Origin of the sequence: Cyanobium sp. NIES-981 (assembly GCF_900088535.1) — a bacterium.
GTDB lineage: Bacteria > Cyanobacteriota > Cyanobacteriia > PCC-6307 > Cyanobiaceae > NIES-981.
Map to the genome: position 1 here is coordinate 1 of NZ_LT578417.1, position 20237 is coordinate 20237.

The following is a 20237-nucleotide window of genomic DNA, read 5'->3' on the forward strand; positions in this document are numbered from 1 at the left end:
GGCGGCGTGCTTAACACATGCAAGTCGAACGCACCTTCGGGTGAGTGGCGGACGGGTGAGTAACGCGTGAGAATCTGCCCTCAGGAGGGGGATAACGGCTGGAAACGGCCGCTAATACCCCATATGCCGCGAGGTGAAATGAGTTTTCGCCTGAGGATGAGCTCGCGTCTGATTAGCTAGTTGGTGGGGTAAGAGCCTACCAAGGCATCGATCAGTAGCTGGTCTGAGAGGATGATCAGCCACACTGGGACTGAGACACGGCCCAGACTCCTACGGGAGGCAGCAGTGGGGAATTTTCCGCAATGGGCGAAAGCCTGACGGAGCAACGCCGCGTGAGGGATGAAGGCCTCTGGGCTGTAAACCTCTTTTCTCAAGGAAGAAGATCTGACGGTACTTGAGGAATAAGCCACGGCTAATTCCGTGCCAGCAGCCGCGGTAATACGGGAGTGGCAAGCGTTATCCGGAATTATTGGGCGTAAAGCGTCCGCAGGCGGTCTTGAAAGTCTGTTGTTAAAGCGTGGAGCTCAACTCCATTTAAGCAATGGAAACTACAAGACTAGAGTGTGGTAGGGGCAGAGGGAATTCCCGGTGTAGCGGTGAAATGCGTAGATATCGGGAAGAACACCAGTGGCGAAGGCGCTCTGCTGGGCCATAACTGACGCTCATGGACGAAAGCCAGGGGAGCGAAAGGGATTAGATACCCCTGTAGTCCTGGCCGTAAACGATGAACACTAGGTGTCGGGGGAATCGACCCCCTCGGTGTCGTAGCCAACGCGTTAAGTGTTCCGCCTGGGGAGTACGCACGCAAGTGTGAAACTCAAAGGAATTGACGGGGGCCCGCACAAGCGGTGGAGTATGTGGTTTAATTCGATGCAACGCGAAGAACCTTACCAGGGTTTGACATCCTGCGAATCCCTGAGAAATCGGGGAGTGCCTTCGGGAGCGCAGAGACAGGTGGTGCATGGCTGTCGTCAGCTCGTGTCGTGAGATGTTGGGTTAAGTCCCGCAACGAGCGCAACCCACGTCTTTAGTTGCCAGCATTAAGTTGGGCACTCTAGAGAGACCGCCGGTGATAAACCGGAGGAAGGTGTGGATGACGTCAAGTCATCATGCCCCTTACATCCTGGGCTACACACGTACTACAATGCTACGGACAAAGGGCAGCAAACTCGCGAGAGCTAGCAAATCCCATAAACCGTGGCTCAGTTCAGATCGTAGGCTGCAACTCGCCTACGTGAAGGAGGAATCGCTAGTAATCGCAGGTCAGCATACTGCGGTGAATACGTTCCCGGGCCTTGTACACACCGCCCGTCACACCATGGAAGTTGGCCACGCCCGAAGTCGTTACTCCAACCCTTGTGGAGGAGGACGCCGAAGGTGGGGCTGATGACTGGGGTGAAGTCGTAACAAGGTAGCCGTACCGGAAGGTGCGGCTGGATCACCTCCTAACAGGGAGACACAACTGATTGTGATGTCTGAGCGCCACGAGGACGAAAGTCTGAAGGGCCCAATTGTCTCAGGCCACGGTCCTGTCATCTCGAAGGTCGATCGGTACCTCAAGGAGAGAGTCAGCGAACTGAAGCAAGGCTGAAGCAGGGAGATCCGCGAGGGTCAAGCTGTGACGGTGCTGGATTTGGTGAGGCTGTGCGATCTTTTTCAGTTCCTAAACGTTGTCTAGGTCACCCCACGAGCTCCCAGACCGTGGCTTGCGAGAGGAGAGGGTCCGAGAGGACAATCTCTTGGAGGAAGACGTGTTGCGGGAGATTCCTTCCTGGGCCATTAGCTCAGGTGGTTAGAGCGCACCCCTGATAAGGGTGAGGTCCCTGGTTCAAGTCCAGGATGGCCCATTCGCCGCCTGCCCAGCAGGCAGGACTTGCCGGCTGGGGGTTTAGCTCAGTTGGTAGAGCGCCTGCTTTGCAAGCAGGATGTCAGCGGTTCGAGTCCGCTAACCTCCACTGACGCAGCGCGGGAAGGCAAGGGAGCACGATGATGTTGCTGCCGAGCCGGAATGCAGGCGGGACACCCCGAAAGCCAGAAACCCGATCGCCAGGAAGCAAGGCGTGAGGAGGTGACCAGACAGACGGTAGGTTTCAGCAGCATCAAGAGAGATTTTGATGGCTGCGGATGATAGCTGCGGAGTTCAGCCTCTGCTCATTCCTGATCATCAACGGTGATCAACGATTGAGCCGATGCTGGATTCACTCTGTGAGCGTGAGTTGACAGAGAGAAGACAGCAGAACCTTGACAACTGCATAGGTGAGTCTGGAAAGAAAGCATCTCATGGAGGCTTGATTTCCTGCGCTGGAGGGAGTGGCGATGAGCCAGTACCAAGAGCGTGCGGGAATCGGCAATTCTATGGAGACAAGAGCCGAGAGCTTTCAGTGTTCTTTTGCCTTCCGCCGAGGAGGGGAGAGTCTGATCCAGCATTCCAGCGAACGCGTGAGGGCAGTGGCAACGATCATCCGATGAGGGTGATGGAAGCTGTTGCCTGAGCGTGTGAATGGAATGGTGAGAGAATAGGTGTCAACAACCTGAAGCACTGGGAGTTTAAATGGTCAAGCTACAAAGGGCTCACGGTGGATACCTTGGCACACAGAGGCGATGAAGGACGTGGTTACCTGCGATAAGTCTCGGGGAGCTGGAAACACGCTTTGATCCGGGAATTTCCGAATGGGGCAACCCCTAGAACGGCCGCCTGAATCCATAGGGCGGTGCGAGCCAACCCAGCGAACTGAAACATCTTAGTAGCTGGAGGAAAGGAAAGTAAAAACGACTCCCTCAGTAGCGGCGAGCGAACGGGGACAAGCCTAAACCGATGCTTTCGAGCATCGGGGTTGTGGGACAGCAACGTGTATCAGGGAGATTAGGAGAAGCGTTTGAATGGCGCGCCACAGAGGGTGAAAGCCCCGTAACCGAAAATCGAACTGAGCTAGCTGTATCCCGAGTAGCACGGAGCACGTGAAATTCCGTGTGAATCCGCGAGGACCACCTCGTAAGGCTAAGTACTCCTGTGTGACCGATAGCGCAACAGTACCGCGAGGGAAAGGTGAAAAGAACCCCGGGAGGGGAGTGAAATAGAACATGAAACCGTGAGCTTACAAGCAATGGGAGCCCGACTGATCGGGTGACCGTGTGCCTGTTGAAGAATGAGCCGGCGACTTATAGGCACTGGCAGGTTAAACCGGGAATGGTGGAGCCATAGCGAAAGCGAGTCTGAATAGGGCGATCGTCAGTGTTTATAGACCCGAACCCGGGTGATCTAACCATGGCCAGGATGAAGCTTGGGTGATACCAAGTGGAGGTCCGAACCGACTGATGTTGAAAAATCAGCGGATGAGCTGTGGTTAGGGGTGAAATGCCAATCGAACCCGGAGCTAGCTGGTTCTCCCCGAAATACGTTGAGGCGTAGCGTCTCGTGCTCCAGCAGGGGGGTAAAGCCACCGTTTCGGTGCGGGCTGCGAGAGCGGTACCAAATCGAGACGAACTCTGAATACCCTGTGTGAAGCGAGGCAGTCAGACTGTGGGGGATAAGCTCCATGGTCGAAAGGGAAACAGCCCAGACCGCCAGCTAAGGTCCCCAAATCAATGCTGAGTGATAAAGGAGGTGGGATTGCCCAGACAACCAGGAGGTTTGCCTAGAAGCAGCCATCCTCAAAGGAGTGCGTAATAGCTCACTGGTCGAGCGATCCTGCGCCGAAAATGAACGGGGCTAAGCATTGTACCGAAGCTGCGGATTTAAATGTTCTTAGGAACATGTGAATGGTAGGGGAGCGTTCCATGTGGGGTGAAGCGTTAGCGTAAGCGGGCGTGGACTGCATGGAAGTGAGAATGTCGGCTTGAGTAGCGAAAACATGGGTGAGAATCCCATGCCCCGAAACCCTAAGGGTTCCTCCGGCAGGCTCGTCCGCGGAGGGTTAGTCAGGACCTAAGGCGAGGCCGAAAGGCGTAGTCGATGGACAACAGGTCAACATTCCTGTACCTGTCATGTTTTGGGAAGGGGGACGGAGAAGGCTAGTCCAGCCAGACGTTGGTTACTGGTTCAAGCGTTCGAGGTGTTGAGGGACGGCGAAAACGTCCTGAGCTGAGGCGTGAGTACGAGCGGCTACGGCCGCGAAGTGGATGATGTCAAGCTTCCAAGAAAAGCCCTATACCCGTTAAGGCATGATGGCCTGTACCCGAAACCGACACAGGTGGGGTGGTAGAGAATACCGAGGGGCGCGAGGTAACTCTCTCTAAGGAACTCGGCAAAATGGCCCCGTAACTTCGGGAGAAGGGGTGCCACCGCGAGGTGGTCGCAGTGAAGAGGCCCAGGCGACTGTTTACCAAAAACACAGGTCTCCGCTAAGTCGCAAGACGATGTATGGGGGCTGACGCCTGCCCAGTGCCGGAAGGTTAAGGAAGCCGGTCAGCGAAAGCGAAGCTGGCGACTGAAGCCCCGGTGAACGGCGGCCGTAACTATAACGGTCCTAAGGTAGCGAAATTCCTTGTCGGGTAAGTTCCGACCCGCACGAAAGGCGTAACGATCTGGGCGCTGTCTCGGAGAGAGGCTCGGCGAAATAGAATTGTCTGTGAAGATGCGGACTACGTGCACCCGGACAGAAAGACCCTATGAAGCTTTACTGTAGCTTGGTATTGTGCTCGGGCTCGGAATGCGCAGGATAGGTGGGAGGCTATGAACCATTGCTTGCGGGTGATGGTGAGCCACTGGTGAGATACCACTCTTTCCGAGCTAGAGTTCTAACAGCAACCCGTTATCCGGGTGCTGGACAGTATCAGGTGGGCAGTTTGACTGGGGCGGTCGCCTCCTAAAAGGTAACGGAGGCGCGCAAAGGTCTGCTCAGGCTGGTTGGAAATCAGCCGACGAGTGTAAAAGCAGAAGCAGGCTTGACTGTGAGACCTACAAGTCGAACAGGGAGGAAACTCGGCTTTAGTGATCCGACGGTTCTGAGTGGAAGGGCCGTCGCTCAACGGATAAAAGTTACTCTAGGGATAACAGGCTGATCTCCCCCAAGAGTTCACATCGACGGGGAGGTTTGGCACCTCGATGTCGGCTCATCGCAACCTGGGGCTGAAGTCGGTCCCAAGGGTTGGGCTGTTCGCCCATTAAAGCGGTACGCGAGCTGGGTTCAGAACGTCGTGAGACAGTTCGGTCCATATCCGGTGCACGCGCAGGAATATTGAGAGGATTTCTCCCTAGTACGAGAGGACCGGGAGGAACGCACCTCTGGTGTGCCAGTTATCGTGCCAACGGTAAACGCTGGGTAGCCATGTGCGGAGAGGATAACCGCTGAAAGCATCTAAGTGGGAAGCCCACCTCAAGATGAGTATTCCCATGGCATAAGCCAGTAAGGTCACGGGAAGAACACCCGTTGATAGGCTCTACGTGGAAGCGCAGTAATGTGTGAAGCGGAGGAGTACTAATAGACCGAGGGCTTGACCATCAACTCGAGCTCTTGTGCTTGATTCCAGAGGATGTTGATCACAGCCAGGCCTGGTGCCCCTGCAGAGGGGAGTCAGGTGGGGCAGGTGATCAGGATCTAACCTATGCAGTTCTCAGGGTTCACCTGGGAGCGCGACGACTATCCTGGTGTCCATGGCGCAGTGGAACCACACCGATCCATCTCGAACTCGGTTGTGAAACGCTGCAGCGCCGACGATATTTGGGGGGTAGCCCCCTGAGAAAATAGGTCGATGCCAGGTAAAACTATTGCTGCTCCAAAGAAGAAGGTCCTGCGTGAGGCAGGCCGGAAGCCACCTGCGGGTGGCTTTTTTTGTGGCCTTTTGTATGGTCCTTTTTGTGGCTAGTACCGGCTGGTGAGGATCCATGGCGCCCTTGGTTCAGATCCCGGTTTCGGTGGGTGAGCTGATCGACAAGATCACTATTCTCGAACTCAAGTGCCAGCACATCGAGGGTGAGGCCCTCGCCCATGTGCAGCAGGAGCACCAGCTGCTGCAGCAGGTGCTGGAGCAGTCCGGCCTCTCCATCCCGAGCCCGTTGCTGCAGCAGCTGCGGGCCGTGAATGCCCAGCTGTGGGAGGCGGAGGATGCCATCCGCGCCCACGACCGGGCCCTGGATTTCGGCGCGGCGTTCGTGGACACCGCCCGCAGCATCCATCGCCTCAACGACCGCCGCGCCGCCCTCAAGCGGGCCATCAGCCTGGCCTGTGGCAGTCCGCTGATCGAAGAGAAGGTGTACGGAGCCCCCCGGCCTACTTCGCCTCCATCCAGTTCGGCCCCACCCCCGTTTCCGCCACCAGCGGCACCGTGAGCTCCACCGCCTGCTCCATGGTGCTGCGCGTCAGGGCGCGCACCTGGTCCAGGACGTCCGGAGCTGCCTCCAGCACCAATTCATCGTGCACCTGCAGCAGCAGCCGCGCCGGCAGGGCCTGCTGGGTGAGCACCTGCTGCAGCCGCACCATGGCCAGCTTGATGATGTCGGCGCTGGAGCCCTGGATCGGGGCGTTGGCGGCGGCGCGCAGCTGCTGGGCCTCGAGGCCGCCGCGGCGGGCCACCTCCAGATCGATCGCCAGCGGATCCTTGCCGCGGAGACGTCCCAGGCCGCTCGGATCGAAGGCGAAGGGCCGGCGCCGCCCCAGGATCGTCTCCACGTAGCCCCGGCTGAGGGCCAGCCGCTCCTGCAGCTCCAGAAAGGCGAACACCCGGGGATAGCGCTGCTTGTAGCGGCTGAGAAAGTCCTTGGCTTCGGCCTGGCTGACGCCCGTTTCACGGGCGAACCGCTGGGCGCCCATGCCGTAGATCACCCCGAAATTGATCGTCTTGCCCAGCCGCCGCTCCTGTGGGGTCACCTCCTCCTTCTCCAGCAGCAGCCGGGCGGTGAGGGCATGCACGTCGTCGCCGTTGCGGTAGGCCTCCACCAGCACCTCCTCGCCGCACAGGTGGGTGAGGATGCGCAGCTCGATCTGGGAGTAGTCGGCGCTGATCAGGCTCCAGCCCTCCTGCGGCAGGAAGGCCTTGCGGATCCGCCGGGAGAACTCCGTGCGGATGGGAATGTTCTGCAGGTTGGGGTTGCTGCTGGAGAGGCGCCCGGTGGCCGTCACCGCCTGGTTGAAATCGGTGTGCACCCGCCCGGTTTCCGGCTCCATCAGGCTGGGCAGCGCATCCACGTAGGTGCTCTTCAGCTTGCTGAGGGTGCGGTGCTCCAGCACCAGCGGCACCACCGGGTGGTCGTCCTCCAGCTTCTCCAGCACGGTGGCATCGGTGCTCCAGCCGGTCTTGGTGCGGCGGGATTTCCTGCGCTCGAGCCCCAGGGTGTCGAACAGCAGCTCCCCCAGCTGCTTGGGGCTGGCCAGGTTGAAGTCCACCCCCGCAGCCTCGCGGGCTTCGGCCTCCAGCCGCTCCAGGGTGGCCCCCAGCTCCCGGCCCAGCTCCTGCAGGTAGGCCGTGTCGATGCGGATGCCCGTGGCCTCCATCTGGGCCAGCACCGGCTCCAGCGGCAGCTCCACCTGATCGAGCAGCGCCGGCAGGGCCGGACCCAGCTCTTCGAGCTGGTGGCGCAGCAGCGGGCTCAGCCGGCGGGTCACGTGCACATCCATGCCGCAGTACCGCGCGGCCGCCTCGATCGGCACGGCCGCGAAGCTGGATCCCTTCGGCACCAGCTCGCCGTAGCTGGTGGGCGTGAAGCCGAGGTTGCGCTGGGCCAGCACCTCCAGGCCGTGCTTGGCGTTGGCATCGCGCAGATAGTCGGCCAGCAGGGTGTCCATCACCACACCGCCCAGCGCGAGGCCATGGCGCAGCAGGATCAGCCGGTCGTACTTGGCGTTCTGCAGCGTCTTGGGGTGCTCGGCACTGGCCAGCCAGGGGGCCAGCGCCGTGAGCACCTGATCGAGGGGGAGCTGCGGGGGCGGCGGCTCGCCTTCGCTGAGCAGGTCGGCCCCTGCCGCCGGCTGGTGACCGATGGGGATGTAGGCCAGCTCGGCCAGCCCCTCGCCCCAGGCCACGCCAAGGCCCACCAGCTCCGCCCGGAAGGGATTGAGTGCCGTGGTCTCGGTGTCGAGCGCCACCGGCGCCGCCGGATCGGTGCAGCCCAGCAGCCGCTGCACCAGCGCGGCCAGGGCTTCGGGGCTGGTGATCAGCTGGGGCTGCAGGGGCGGAGGGCCCGGGGGGGCGGTTGCGGTGGCGGTCTCCTTGGCGGAATCAGCGGGGGCCGGCTCCGCCGGGGGGTCCGCCGAGAACAGGGCGGCGAACCGCTCCACCTGGCGGGCCAGGCTGCCCAGCTCCAGCTCCTCGAGGCTGCTGCGCAGGGCTTCGCGATCCACCTGTCCCAGCTCCAGCCGCGGCGGTTGCGGCAGCGGGATGTCCACCAGGATCTCGGCCAGCATCCGCGAGCGGAAGGCGTTGTCGCGGTCGTCCTTCAACCTGCCGATCAGGGCTCCCTTGAGCACGCCCTTGGGATCCCTGGCCTTCGGGCCTGCCCCTTCCAGGCTCTCCAGGGCTGCGTAGATGCCATCGAGGTGCTCGTAGGCCGCCAGCAGGTTGATCGCGGTCTTGGGGCCCACCCCCTTCACCCCCGGGATGTTGTCGCTGCTGTCGCCGGTGAGGGCCTTGAGGTCCACCACCTCCTCCGGCGTCACGCCCAGCTTGCTGATCACCCCCTCGCGGCGGATCTCCAGCGGCCCGCTGTTCTTCGCATAGGGGCCGCCGCCCATGTAGAGCACGGCGATGTCGCGGCTGTCATCCACCAGCTGGAACAGGTCGCGGTCGCCGGAGAGGATGCGCACCCGCCAGCCGGCGTCGGCGGCCCGGTTGGCCAGGGTGCCGAGCACGTCGTCGGCCTCGTAGCCCGGCGCCATGCACAGGGGGATGTCGAGGCTCTCGCGCAGGATCGTCTGCAGGTTGGCCAGGTCCTGGAAGAAGGCCTCCGGGGCCTCGTCGCGGTGGGCCTTGTAGGCGGCGTCGGCGTCGTGGCGGAAGGTGGGCTCGGCCGTGTCGAAGGCCACCACCAGCCCCTTCGGTTCCAGCCCCTTGCAGTGGTCGAGCAGGGCCTTGAGGAAGCCATAGGTCACCGAGGTGGGCACCCCTCCCTTGGTGCTGAGGCCGCCCTCGCCGCCCTTGCTGAAGGCGTAGAAGCTGCGGAAGGCCAGGGAGTGGCCGTCGATCAGCAGCAGCAGCGGCCTGGCGCCGTTGGGTTCCGCTGCTGCCACGCCGCTCCTGTCCGATCGCCGCCCCAGCCTGCCACTCGCCCGCCACTGCCGGCAGGCTGGCGCTGCCTGTTGGGCGCTGCATGCTGGGGGCAGCAGCGGGGGGCGGTTCGGTTGGGCATGGGCAGGCAGGACATCCGGGGCAAGGCCCGCTTCAGCCCCTGCGGCCGCTACCGCTGGTGGCTGCGGCGCTGCTGGGATCCGGCCCTGCCGCCCCTGCTGTTCCTGGGCTGCAACCCCTCCCGGGCCGATGGCCGCCGCGACGATCCCACCCTGCGGCGCCTGGTGGGGCTGGCCCGGGGCTGGGGTTTCGGTGCCCTGGAGGTGCTCAACCTCTACGCCCGCATCACCCCCGCCCCGGCCCTGCTGCGGCGGCTGCCGCAGCCGGTGGGCGGCGCCAACGACCTGTGGCTTGGGCGGCGGCTGGCCCTGCTGCCCCAGGCGCCCGTGTGGGTGGGCTGGGGCGCTGCCGGCAGCTGGAGCGGCCGGCGGCTGCTGCAGCTCGTGCCCCTGCTGCAGTCCCGCGCCCTGCTGGCCGTCGGGCAGACGGCCGGCGGTCACCCCCGCCATCCCCTCTACGTGCCCGCCACGGCGGTGCTGGAGCCCTGGAGCTGGCGCATTCCGAAGGCGCTGGGCCATCCTGGGCACACCTGATGCCTGCGTCCGGCCCTCCCGCCATGTCCCGCATCCCCCGGCGCTACAGCGTCCATCTGCACATGAGTGGTGGTCAGACGAAGACGGTCACCTTCCCCACCCTGCAGGCCTTCCAGGACTGGTACAGCGGGGTGCTCACGGCCTCGGCCCCGGACACGTTCGTGAATGTGCCGATCTCGGAGCTGGAGGGCGAATACATCGTGGTGCGTCCCTCCGCCGTGATCGGCATCCACGTGGAGCCCCGGTTCAGTGCGAACGACGATGCATGACCCCTGAGCGGCTCGGACTGCTCTGGGGGGTCACGGTCTTTGCCGGAGCCATCGCCCAGGCTCTGGCCTGGCTCACCGGCCTGCCCGGGGTGGTGCTGCTGCTCAGTGCCGGCCTGCTGATCGGCCGGGCCGGCCTGGGCCTGGTGGAGCCCCTCGACCTGGGCGACGGGCTCGAGACCGTGGTGGGCCTGTTCGTGAGCCTGGTGCTGTTCGACGGCGGCCTCAACCTGCGGCTGCCCGCCGATGGCACCCGCCAGGCGGTGCTGCGCATCACCGGGGTGAGGCTGCTGGTGGCCCTGGTGGGGGGGCTGCTGCTGGCCCATGGCCTGGCGGGCCTCGACTGGCCGCTGGCGGCGGTGTTCAGCGCCATCGTGCTGGCCACCGGTCCCACGGTGGTGAACCCGCTGGTGCGCCAGATCGGGCTGCGGGCTCCCCTGGGGGAGGTGCTGGAGGGGGAGGGGCTCGTGCTGGAGCCGATCGGTGCCGTGCTGGCCCTGCTGCTGCTCGAGCTGGTGCTGGGCAACCTGCATGGCTGGCGGGAGCTGGCCCTGGGCCTCCTGCTGCGCCTGGGGGGCGGCGTGCTGCTCGGTGCCGCCGCCGGCGGGCTCCTGTCGGTGGTGCTGCAGCGCCTGCCGGTGGAGCCGCGCACCGAACCCCTGCGGCTCCAGCTCACCCTCGGCACCCTGTTCCTGATGTTCACCGGCGCCGAGCAGGTGCTGGCGGAGTCGGGCCTGCCGGCGGCGGTGGCCGCCGGCGTGGTGGTGGGCCGGCGGCTGGAGAGCGAGGCCGCCGAGCTCGATGCCCTGATCCGCCAGCTGGCCCAGCTGGCGATCACCATGCTGTTCCCCCTGCTGGCCGCCGACGTGAGCTTCGCCCAGCTCAGCCCGCTCGGCTGGGGCGGCGTGGCCTGTGTGCTGGCCCTGATGCTGGTGGTGCGTCCGCTGGCGATCAGCCTCGCCACCTGGGGCATGGGCTTCTCGCTGCAGCAGCAGACCCTGCTGAGCTGGCTGGCCCCCCGGGGCATCGTGACCGCCGCCGTGGCGAGCCTCTTCGCCATCCGGCTGGAGCAGGCCGGGGTGGTGGGGGCCGGCCGGCTTCAGGGCCTGGTGTTTCTCACCATCCTGCTCACGGTGGGGCTGCAGGGGCTGAGTGCCGGGCCCCTGGCCGGCTGGCTGGGGCTGATCCAGGAGGCCGACGGCGAGCCCGCCGCGGAGGGCTCAGAGGCAGCGGCTGATCCGGCCGCGATCGTCGCCGCTGCGGTGGAGCAGCAGCCAGGTGGCGAGTAGGTCGGGCCCCTGCAGGCTGCCCAGCAGCGCCGCCCGCAGACTCTTCATCAGCACCCCCTTCTTCACCCCGGCCGCACGGACGGCCTCACCCAGCAGGGCCTGGGCCTGATCCGCGCCCAGGGGGCCGGGCGGCAGCTGGGCCAGCAGGGCCGCCAGGGCCGGCCGGGCCCCGTCGGTCTCCAGCTGCTGGCTGGCGCCGTCATCGAGCGGCGGCTGGCGGAAGAACGGCCCGGCCTGCTCCACGCCATCGGCCAGCAGGGTGAGGGAGGGGCCGATCAGCTCGCAGAGATCCCGCTGCCAGGCGGCATCGGCGTGAACCGGATTGGCCCCGTCCGCGTCGGGATCCCCCCAGCCCCTGGCCTGCCAGAGCGGCAGCAGCTGCTGCCGCAGGGCCTCGGGGCCCTCCTCGCGCAGCACCTGGCCGTTCAGCCAGTTGAGCTTGTCCCAGTCGAAGCGGGCGCCGGCCCGGTTCACCCGCTCAAAGCCGAACACCGCCGCCGCCTGCTCCAGGCTGAAGCGCTCCCCCATGCCCTCCGGCGGCGACCAGCCCAGCAGGGTCATGTAGTTGGCCAGGGCCGCAGCCGTGTAGCCCATCGCCCGGAACTCGCTGATGGAGGTCACCCCATCGCGCTTCGAGAGCTTCTTGCCCGCCTGGTTGAGGATCAGGGGGGTGTGGGCGAACACGGGCGGCTCGACGCCGAGGGCCTCGTAGAGGAGCAGCTGCTTGGCCGTGTTGGCGATGTGGTCCTCGCCGCGGATCACGTGGCTGATGGCCATGGCGGCATCGTCCACCACCACCACCAGGTTGTAGAGCGGGTCGCCGATGCGATCGGCCGGGGCGCGGCGGGCGATCACCATGTCGCCGCCGAGATCGGCGCCGCTCCAGCGCATCTCGCCGCGCACCAGGTCGGTCCAGGTGATGGTGCGGTCGTCGTCGATGCGGAAGCGGATCACCGGCTCACGGCCCTCGGCGATGAAGGCCTGTTCCTGCTCCGGCGTGAGATGGCGGTGGCGGTTGTCGTAGCGGGGCGCCTGCTTGCTGGCGGCCTGCTGCTCCCGCATGGCGGTGAGTTCGGCCTCGCTGGCGTAGCAGCGGTAGGCCTTGCCGTTCGCCAGCAGCTGCCGGATGGCGGCGTCGTGCTCCGCCTGCCGTTCACTCTGGATCACCGGCTCAGCGTCCCAGGTGAGTCCGAGCCAGCGCAGGCCCTCCAGGATGTTCTCGGTGTACTCGGCGCGGCTGCGCTCGCGGTCGGTGTCCTCGATCCGCAGCAGGAACGCTCCGCCGTGGTGGCGGGCGAACAGCCAGTTGAACACCGCCGTGCGGGCCGTGCCGATGTGGAGGGTGCCGGTGGGGCTGGGGGCGAGACGCACACGCACCGCGCCAGCTGTGGTCACCTGCTGAACTCCTGGGTGTCCACCGGCGGGCACCGGTGGTGGGAACGGGACTGACGGGGCTCGAACCCGCAACTTCCGCCGTGACAGGGCGGTGCTCTAACCGATTGAACTACAGTCCCAGGCTGACCTTCGGGCGCTGGGGCCGTCGGGTGGTGTCGTTGATTGGCGGCCCAGGTTCAAGGGCTGGTCGGTCCGGTGAAGGGCCGGCAGGCTTGGGGTGTGGGCGCTTTGGCGACCTGAAAAGTATCCGTGATCACTGGCCCCATCGTCAACTGATTGGGGAGGGTCGGGACCCCTGCGACGGGGATGGGGCCAGTGATCGTGTCAGGGCCGGAATCCGGCCGGTTCGATCAGCCGCACCTGGTTGCCGCGGGCGGTGAATTCACGCCCCTGATCACTCTGAACAACGACCCGACCACCGGATTTGACCCGGATCACCCGTGCGCGAACCCAGCCCAGGGCGGCGGATTCGAGCACCTTGACGACATCACCGGGTTGTAAATCCAACTCCATGTCCGGAACCACGAAACAGCAGATGGGGACATCGAACGCGCCGTGGAGGACTTGAACCCCCGACATCAGGTTTTGGAGACCTGCGTTCTACCAACTGAACTAACGGCGCAGGGCCGATGTCCCCAGGATGAAAATGACGATGCTGGAGGAAGACTCCTGACGGAGTGATCGTCAGCGGTCGAAGCGTTGCTTGACCCGGGTGGCTTTACCCACCCGATCGCGCAGGTAGAAAAGCTTCGCCCGGCGCACCTTACCGCGCCGCTCCACGTTGACAAACGCCACCTGGGGGCTGTGGAGGAGGAAAATCCGCTCCACGCCCACGCCCTGGAAGATCCGGCGCACCGTGATGGTGGCGTTGAGGCCGCCGTGGCGCTTGGCGATCACCACACCCTCGTAAGGCTGCACCCGCTCCTTGTTGCCTTCGCGGATCCGCACCCCCACCTTCACGGTGTCGCCCACGTAGATCTGGGGGAGTTCGTCCTTGAGCTGCTCGGCCTCGAAGGCCTGGATCAGGGCCTGGGCGCTCATCTTTCCGGTTCTGGCCTTCACCGCCGGCTGGGTGGCCGTGGCCACGGGGGCCGCACTCTCCTCCACCGGAGCGTCGTCGCCCGGGGTGGCCGCAGCCTGGGCCGCGTCGCTCAGGTCGGTGCCGCCCTGTTCGGTGTCGCCCTGTTCGGTGCCGATCTCCGTGCCGATCGTGTTCTGATTGTCCTCAGCCGCCATCTCAGCTCCGCGTCGCCTGGCCAAACCGCCAGTGTACCGGCTCGTTGGCACCCCTCCCCTCACCCCCGGGTCCTGGCCAGCCGGCGGCGCAGCCGCTGCAGCGCCAGCGCCCCCCCGCTCACCAGCATCCACAGCAGGCCGAGGCCGTTGAGCAGCACGTACACCGTTTCGCCGTTGGGTCCGAACCAGGCCCGCAGCCATTCGCCCTCGTGCAGCACCATCAGCACGTGGGCCTGATCGCGGCCCAGGCCGCCCCAGTCGCGCAGCAGCCGGTAGCCCATGCCCGTGGCCACCGTGAGCAGCAGTGGCAAGAGCACCAGCGGAGCCACGGCGGCATGCAGCCCACGCCAGCGCAGCACCAGCCGGGCCGCGGGCTTCACATCCGGCTTCACATCCGAGGGCGTCACGGGGTGGAGGGGGCTGGGAGGCGCAGGGTGTCCACCATGATGCGCAGGCAGGACTACGCAGGCAGGACTACCCAGGCAGTGATGCGCAGGCAGGCTGCCCCGGCACTGCTGGCCAGGCTCCGCCAGAATCTCTGCCACCAAGCGCTTCCGCTGGAGGGTCGCTCCCCTTCCCGCCGCCCGACCCAGCCCAACTGAGGGACCCCCCGCCATGAATCTCTTTGCCGATCTGCTGGCCAGCACCCGCGCCGCCGGAGCGCCTTCGCCCCTGGTGGAAACGGGGCCGCGCATCCCGAAGATCCGGCGCGGCGTGGAGGTGAAGTCGGCGCGGGAGATCGCCACCATGCGCCAGGCCAGCCGCATCGTGGCCACCGTGCTGCGGGAGATGTTTGACCTGGCCGTGCCGGGCATCACCACCGGAGACCTGGACGCCCACGCCGAGAAGCGGATCCGCGAGATGGGGGCCACGCCCAGTTTCAAGGGTTACCACGGCTTCCCGGCCAGCATCTGTGCCTCGATCAACAACGAGGTGGTGCACGGCATCCCCAGCAGCAAGCGGGTGATCAAGCCCGGCGACCTGCTCAAGGTGGACACCGGCGCCTACTTCGACGGCTACCACGGCGACAGCTGCGTGACCATCTGCGTGGGGGAGGAGACCCCGGAGGAAGCCCGGCGGCTGGCCCGGGTGGCCCAGGAATCGCTGATGCAGGGCCTCTCCCGCATCAAGGCCGGCAGCACCCTGCTGGACATCGCCGGTGCCGTGCAGGACCACGTGGAAGCCCACGGCTACGCGGTGGTGGAGGACTACACCGGCCACGGCGTGGGCCGGAACCTGCACGAGGAGCCCTCGGTGTTCAACTTCCGCACCCGCGACCTCCCCAACATGACCCTGCGGGCCGGCATGACCCTGGCCGTGGAGCCGATCCTGAACGCCGGCAGCAAGGCCTGCCGCACCCTGCGCGACCGCTGGACCGTGGTGACGGTGGACGGCAGCCTCTCGGCCCAGTGGGAGCACACCATCGCCGTGACCAGCGACGGCTGCGAGATCCTCACCGACCGGGACTTCTGAGACGCTGGTTTCTCCGGGGGCTGGGTTCTCCGGGGGCCGGAGCGGAGGCGACAACCCGAGCGCAGGATCAGCACGGCCCCGCTGGCTCCTGGGCCGAGGCGCTGCTGAAGAGGCTGTAATACAGCCAGCGGCCGGCGCTGGTGAGGGGCATCAGCACATAGGTGAGTGGGTTGGGGGTCACGATGATCAGCCCCAGGCCCAGCTCCGCCTGCCAGAGCACCTGGCGGGCCACGAAAGCCGGAGACATCAGCCCCACCGGGTTGAGGGCCGAACGGAAGGGTCCCAGCACCAGCCGGCGAAGTTTCAGCTCCCGGCCCAGATCCAGAGCCCGCAGGCTCAGGAGCTGGCCGAGCAGCCGCTTGCTGATCTCGTAGAGCGGACTCACGGCCGGCTGGATCTCCGCCTCCGAGGTGTTCAGCCACACCTCCGGCCGCCCACCCCCTGCGGCACCTGCGCCCGGGCCTTCGCTGTCTCGCTCGGCCACCACAGCCGCGAACAGCTCCAGCAGCCGCCAGCCGCTGAGGGCATTCACCTCCAGCGAACTGCTCACGGCCTCAGGCGTGCGCGCTCCGTGAACATTGATGCCGTGGTTGATCACCAGCACGTCCACCTCCTGCAGCAGCGGCCGCAGGGCGCTCTCCTGGCCCGCGCACCACTGCACCTGCCGCAGGGGGATGGGGGCGCCACCGCTGTCGCGCAGCTCGAGGGGACGGTCGCCGGCGCAGAGGGCGATCAGGCGAGCCCCGCGGCGATGCCACTCGCGCAGCAGGGCCTGGCCCAGCGCCCCACTGGCTCCCGTGATCGCCACGGTTCGGCCCGTGGCCTCCCTGCTGCTCTCGCTCATGCCCGGATCATGGCGCGGATCCGCCCCCTGGCACCGGGGCTGCGAGGGCCGTTCCGGCCACCTGGCCGGGGGACCGCCAGAATCCTGCTGCATGGCGACCCCACCGCCCACGCCCCCAGACCTGCGCTCCACCGTTTGATGGCCTTCTCCGATGCCGCCTCCGTTCAGAACGGCACCTTCCTGACGAGCGCGAGCGACGTGGAGCCCCTCATTCCCCTGTTTGCCCCCTACTGCGGCGGTGTGAGCCGTCAGATCAGCCTCCAGGAGGCCATGGTGGTGCTCATCAGGGGCAGCTGGTCCGGCGAGCGCCGCCTGGAGGGTGGCCGGTCGCTTGGGTTCCACCTGCACTGGTCCGGTGAGCTGGCCCCTCTCGAGCTGCTCAGCTGCGCGTTGCGGTTTCCCGCGCACCCGGCCGTGACCTACGACTTCCAGCTCCCCGCCTACCAGCTGGTGCAGTGGCTGATGCTGCGGCGCCAGCGCGAGCTGCCGGAGGCGTTCTGGCGGTGGCTGCTGCTGGGCGATCCTCTGGAGGGTGCCCAACTGGAGAGAGCCCAGCAGGAGGCAGCACGGGCGGCAGGGGCACAGGTGGCAGGGGCATGGCCGGCGGCCCAGACCGGCTGAACCAGTTGCGGCCCCGTTCCGTACGGGCGGCGCCGTGGGTTGGGGGTCCCTACATTGACCGCACGACGGCAGTCCTCAGCGAGGTTGAAGTATGGCTCCCACCCTGCTGATCGGCTCCTGTGAACCGTTCAGCGGCAAGTCGGCGGTGGTGCTGGGGCTCGCTCGCCAGCTGCGTCTTCAGGGCCTGGAGGTGCGTTTCGGCAAACCCCTGGCCACCAGCCTCGAGGCGGATGGGCTTCCCCCCGCCGGGGAACCCCTGGTGGACCCGGATGTGCGTTTCGTGGGCGCCACCCTGGGCCTGGAGGACCACCAGCTGATTCCGTCGCTGGATGCCATGGAGCCGGCCCTGGCGCGCCAGCGGCTGCTGGCGGGCAATCTCTCCGCCGGCCCGGGTTTCAGTGCCCTGAAGGAGCAGCTGGCCCAGACCGCCGGCGGGGTGGCCCTGCTCGAAGCGGCCGGCAGCCTGCACGAGGGGCTCCTCTACGGACTGAGCCTGCCCCAGCTGGCCCGTGCCCTGGAGGCCCCGGTGCTGCTGGTGCAGCCCTGGACGGACAGCCGCAGCGTCGACTCCCTGCTGGCGGCCCGCGCCGCCCTGGGAGAGCACCTGGCCGGGGTGGTGCTGAACGCGGTCAACCCGTCGATGATTGCCCAGATGGCTGACGACGTGGTGCCAGCCCTCGAGAATCTCGGCATCCCGATCCTGGGGGTGATGCCCCGCAGCCCCCTGCTGCGCAGCGTGACCGTGGAGGAACTGGCCCGGCGGCTGGGGGCCGAGGTGCTCTGCTGCCGCGACCGCCTCGATCTGCTGGTGGAAACCCTCTCGATCGGCGCCATGAACGTGAATTCGGCGATGGAGTTCTTCCGCCGCCGCCGCAACATGGCGGTGGTGACCGGAGCCGATCGCACCGACATCCAGCTGGCGGCCCTGGAGGCCTCCACCCAGTGCCTGATCCTCACCGGTGCCGGTGACCCCCTGCCCCAGTTGCTCACCCGTGCCGAGGAGCTGGACGTGCCCCTGCTCAAGGTGGAGCACGACACCCTCACCACGGTGGAGGTGATCGAGCAGGCCTTCGGCCATGTGCGCCTCCACGAAGCTGTCAAGGCCACCTACGCCTTCCGGCTGGTGGAGGAATACTGCGATTTCAGCCGCCTTTTCACTCGCCTGCGGCTGCCCGCATTGGCGCAATAACGCTGCTAGTTTCATGGCGCAGCCTGCGATCTTGCGGTGACCCGATCCCTCGATCTGCCTTCCCTCGATCGGATCGACACCCTCGCTCAGGAGCTGGCGATGCTGCAGGATCGCAGCAAGCGCAGGATTGCCATTCTCGGCAGCCGCCATGTGCCGGTGGTGTCGATTCACCTGGTGGAAGTGGTGGCCCGCTCCCTGGCGCAGGAAGGCCACAACCTGATCACCTCCGGATCCCAGGGGGTGAACGCCGCCGTGATCCGCAGCGTGCTGGAGATCGATCCCGGCCGGCTCACCGTGCTGCTCCCCCAGAGCCTGGACCGCCAGCCGGTGGAATCCCGCGACCAGCTCGAGCGGGTGCTGCACCTGGTGGAGAAGCCCGAGCACGATGAGCTGCCCCTGCCGATGGCCAGCAGCCTCTGCAACCAGGACATCATCAGCCGTTGCGACCAGCTGATCTGCTACGCCTTCCACGACAGCGAAACGCTGCTGGCCAGCGTGCGGGTGGCCGAGGACATGGGCAAGGTGGTGAGCCTGCTCTACTTCGACTGATCCTGCCGGCGGCTGCCGGAGTCTCGGCCCTGCTCAGCCCTCAGCCCAGCAGGGCCCTGAGCCCCTCCACGTAGAGCACGCCGCTGCAGATCAGCCCGCCGGCCCAGCACAGCCCCCGCAGGGGCGGCAGGTTGCCGATGTAGGCCGCCAGATAGGCGAGCCGCAGCAGCGGATGGATCCAGGCGACCGCCACGGCGACCGGTGCCGTCAGGCCCCCCGGCGAGGCCAGGGCCACGATCAGGCAGAGCAGAGCTGCCGGCGCGTGGAGGGTGAAGGCCTCGAAACTGTTCTGATGGGCCCAGGCCGCCCGCTTGCCCCAGGGGGAGAGCCGCTCGAACATCGCCCGGGGGGCCTGCAGATCGCTCAGGCTGAAGTCGGCCTGGGAGCGGGCCGCCCCCAGGGGCACGGTGCTCAGCACCACCACGGCTCCGGTCAGTGCCAGCGACCAGGCGAAGGGAGCGGCGGTGGCGGACAGCGACATGGCGAAAAGGAAACCGTGACAGACGGACTGCCGATCGCCAGCATGCTCGCAGCCCGTGGAGCCAGGATCAGGCGGCCATGCCGCCAGCCGTGACCCCTGCCATGCCGCCAGCCGTGACTCCAGCCCCCTCCCCGGCCGCCGGCGCCCCACCCAACTGGGTGGACGACCGCCACCCGATCGGCCGCCTGATCAAGGCGCTGCTGGCGGTGGAGCCGCTGCGGCAGCTGATGTTCCTCCAGGCGCGCCGCTTGATCATCCGCACCGCGGAGCGGCGCGGCATCGCCTGGAGGCTGCGCCGCCAGCAGCTGCAGCGCCAGGCCGAGCCGCTGCTCGCCGCCTCCGGCTGCCCGGCCACCGTCACGCCGCCCTACTACCGCGCCCGCTTCCACGCCTACGGCGAGGGCAATCTCTGCTGGGCGGCGGCCTGCGAGGCCGAGCAGGCCACCGATGCCATGGCGCTGCGGGTGTGGCCGGGGGAAACGCTCAGCCCCCAGCAGGCCCAGGGGCGGCTGCGCCAGGCGATCTTCGCGGCCATCGAGCCCAGCCTGGCGGGCCGTGCGGTGCACGACGCCCTGGACCTGGGCTGTTCGGTGGGGGTGGGCACCCTGGCGCTGAAGCGCTGGCTGGAGCAGCGCCAGGAGGATCCGGTGCGGGTGAGCGGCTTGGATCTCTCCCCCCACATGCTGGCGGTGGCCCGGGTGCGGGACGGCCGGGGCGAGATCCATGCCTGGCACCACGCCGCCGCGGAGGTCACGGGTCTGCCGGAGGCCAGCCTCGATCTGATCACGCTGCAGTTCGTGTGCCACGAGCTGCCCGCCACCGCCACCGCCGCCGTGCTTGAGGAGGCGGCGCGCCTGCTTCGCCCCGGCGGGGTGATCGCCCTGGTGGATCAGGATCCCGACTCGGCCGTGATCCGGCGGCTGCCCGCACCGATCGCCACCCTGCTCAAGAGCACCGAGCCCTACCTGGAGGACTATTTCCGCCTCGATCTGCCGGAGGCCCTGCGGCAGGCCGGTTTCCGGGCGGTGCGCAGCCAGGCCTGCGACCCGCGCCATCGGGTGCTGGTGGCCTGCCGCTGAGGG

The 20237-nt window shown here is 66.4% G+C and carries 16 protein-coding genes, 4 tRNA genes and 3 rRNA genes; 14 read left to right on the forward strand and 9 right to left on the reverse strand.

Annotated features, from left to right (window positions below):
* The 6 genes from CBM981_RS00005 (at position 1) to CBM981_RS00030 (ending at position 6268) form a co-directional block, all read left to right on the forward strand.
* Positions 1–1449, forward strand: a 16S ribosomal RNA gene (locus CBM981_RS00005).
* Between the two features lie 324 nt (positions 1450–1773).
* Positions 1774–1847, forward strand: a tRNA-Ile gene (locus CBM981_RS00010).
* A 35-nt stretch (positions 1848–1882) separates the two neighbouring features.
* A tRNA-Ala gene (locus tag CBM981_RS00015) sits at positions 1883–1955 on the forward strand.
* A gap of 598 nt (positions 1956–2553) precedes the next feature.
* A 23S ribosomal RNA gene (locus CBM981_RS00020) occupies positions 2554–5441 on the forward strand.
* Between the two features lie 142 nt (positions 5442–5583).
* Positions 5584–5700, forward strand: a 5S ribosomal RNA gene (rrf, locus tag CBM981_RS00025).
* The 16S, 23S and 5S rRNA genes sit together here with 2 tRNA genes alongside, the layout of an rRNA operon.
* A 124-nt stretch (positions 5701–5824) precedes the next feature.
* A complete protein-coding gene (locus CBM981_RS00030; protein WP_197686659.1) occupies positions 5825–6268 on the forward strand; it encodes a DUF6165 family protein in 444 nt (147 codons plus the stop codon).
* On the opposite strand, the gene polA is transcribed toward CBM981_RS00030, so the two are convergent.
* Positions 6210–9161, reverse strand: coding sequence for a DNA polymerase I (gene polA, locus CBM981_RS00035; protein ID WP_087066632.1), 2952 nt, complete (start codon positions 9159–9161; stop codon positions 6210–6212). The two genes, CBM981_RS00030 and polA, sit on opposite strands and share 59 nt — an antisense overlap.
* 117 nt (positions 9162–9278) lie before the next feature.
* Between polA and CBM981_RS00040 the strand changes: the two genes are divergently transcribed.
* Genes CBM981_RS00040 through CBM981_RS00050 form a run of 3 tightly spaced genes read left to right on the forward strand, consistent with a single transcriptional unit; the run spans position 9279 to position 11367 of the window.
* Positions 9279–9812 carry a DUF1643 domain-containing protein gene (locus tag CBM981_RS00040; protein ID WP_087066634.1) on the forward strand — a complete coding sequence of 178 codons (534 nt, stop codon included), beginning with the start codon at positions 9279–9281 and terminating at the stop codon, positions 9810–9812.
* Between the two features lie 23 nt (positions 9813–9835).
* On the forward strand, positions 9836–10081 hold the full coding sequence (locus CBM981_RS00045) for a hypothetical protein (protein ID WP_087066636.1): 246 nt from the start codon (positions 9836–9838) through the stop codon (positions 10079–10081).
* Positions 10078–11367, forward strand: a complete 1290-nt coding sequence (locus CBM981_RS00050) for a cation:proton antiporter (RefSeq protein WP_087066638.1) — start codon at positions 10078–10080, stop codon at positions 11365–11367. The genes CBM981_RS00045 and CBM981_RS00050 overlap by 4 nt, the downstream gene beginning before the upstream one ends.
* Here CBM981_RS00050 and gltX read toward each other — a convergent pair.
* The 6 genes from gltX to CBM981_RS00080 form a co-directional block, all read right to left on the reverse strand.
* Positions 11299–12744 carry a glutamate--tRNA ligase gene (gene gltX / locus CBM981_RS00055; protein ID WP_087069059.1) on the reverse strand — a complete coding sequence of 482 codons (1446 nt, stop codon included), beginning with the start codon at positions 12742–12744 and terminating at the stop codon, positions 11299–11301. The two genes, CBM981_RS00050 and gltX, sit on opposite strands and share 69 nt — an antisense overlap.
* A 63-nt stretch (positions 12745–12807) precedes the next feature.
* A tRNA-Asp gene (locus CBM981_RS00060) sits at positions 12808–12881 on the reverse strand.
* Positions 12882–13086: 205 nt separating this feature from the next.
* Positions 13087–13275 carry a hyperconserved protein Hcp gene (locus CBM981_RS00065; RefSeq protein ID WP_006043540.1) on the reverse strand — a complete coding sequence of 63 codons (189 nt, stop codon included), beginning with the start codon at positions 13273–13275 and terminating at the stop codon, positions 13087–13089.
* A 36-nt stretch (positions 13276–13311) separates the two neighbouring features.
* A tRNA-Trp gene (locus tag CBM981_RS00070) sits at positions 13312–13384 on the reverse strand.
* Between the two features lie 62 nt (positions 13385–13446).
* Positions 13447–13998 carry a 50S ribosomal protein L19 gene (gene rplS, locus CBM981_RS15720; protein WP_225867434.1) on the reverse strand — a complete coding sequence of 184 codons (552 nt, stop codon included), beginning with the start codon at positions 13996–13998 and terminating at the stop codon, positions 13447–13449.
* Between the two features lie 59 nt (positions 13999–14057).
* Positions 14058–14405, reverse strand: a complete 348-nt coding sequence (locus tag CBM981_RS00080) for a peptidase (RefSeq protein ID WP_225867435.1) — start codon at positions 14403–14405, stop codon at positions 14058–14060.
* A gap of 208 nt (positions 14406–14613) precedes the next feature.
* Between CBM981_RS00080 and map the strand changes: the two genes are divergently transcribed.
* The gene (gene map / locus CBM981_RS00085; protein ID WP_087066639.1) at positions 14614–15471 is read left to right on the forward strand and encodes a type I methionyl aminopeptidase; all 858 of its coding nucleotides are present in this window, start codon (positions 14614–14616) and stop codon (positions 15469–15471) included.
* Positions 15472–15538: 67 nt separating this feature from the next.
* Here map and CBM981_RS00090 read toward each other — a convergent pair whose 3' ends face one another.
* A complete protein-coding gene (locus CBM981_RS00090; protein WP_087066640.1) occupies positions 15539–16315 on the reverse strand; it encodes an NAD-dependent epimerase/dehydratase family protein in 777 nt (258 codons plus the stop codon).
* Between the two features lie 138 nt (positions 16316–16453).
* Here CBM981_RS00090 and ebsA point away from each other — a divergent pair, with 138 nt between their 5' ends.
* The 3 genes from ebsA (at position 16454) to CBM981_RS00105 (ending at position 18674) form a co-directional block, all read left to right on the forward strand.
* Positions 16454–16936 (forward strand): type IV pilus biogenesis protein EbsA, encoded by a 483-nt coding sequence (gene ebsA / locus CBM981_RS00095; protein WP_197686660.1) that lies wholly within the window; start codon positions 16454–16456, stop codon positions 16934–16936.
* Between the two features lie 91 nt (positions 16937–17027).
* Positions 17028–18125 (forward strand): phosphotransacetylase family protein, encoded by a 1098-nt coding sequence (locus CBM981_RS00100; protein WP_087066642.1) that lies wholly within the window; start codon positions 17028–17030, stop codon positions 18123–18125.
* A gap of 36 nt (positions 18126–18161) precedes the next feature.
* Complete coding sequence (locus tag CBM981_RS00105; protein WP_006910726.1) at positions 18162–18674, forward strand: hypothetical protein; 513 nt, start codon at positions 18162–18164, stop codon at positions 18672–18674.
* A gap of 40 nt (positions 18675–18714) precedes the next feature.
* Here CBM981_RS00105 and CBM981_RS00110 read toward each other — a convergent pair whose 3' ends face one another.
* Complete coding sequence (locus CBM981_RS00110) at positions 18715–19155, reverse strand: MAPEG family protein (protein ID WP_087066644.1); 441 nt, start codon at positions 19153–19155, stop codon at positions 18715–18717.
* 101 nt (positions 19156–19256) lie between these two features.
* On the opposite strand from CBM981_RS00110, the gene CBM981_RS00115 reads away from it, so the two are divergent.
* Entirely contained in the window at positions 19257–20234 is a 978-nt protein-coding gene (locus CBM981_RS00115) for a class I SAM-dependent methyltransferase (protein ID WP_225867436.1), read from the forward strand.
* The last annotated feature ends 3 nt before the right edge of the window (positions 20235–20237 follow it).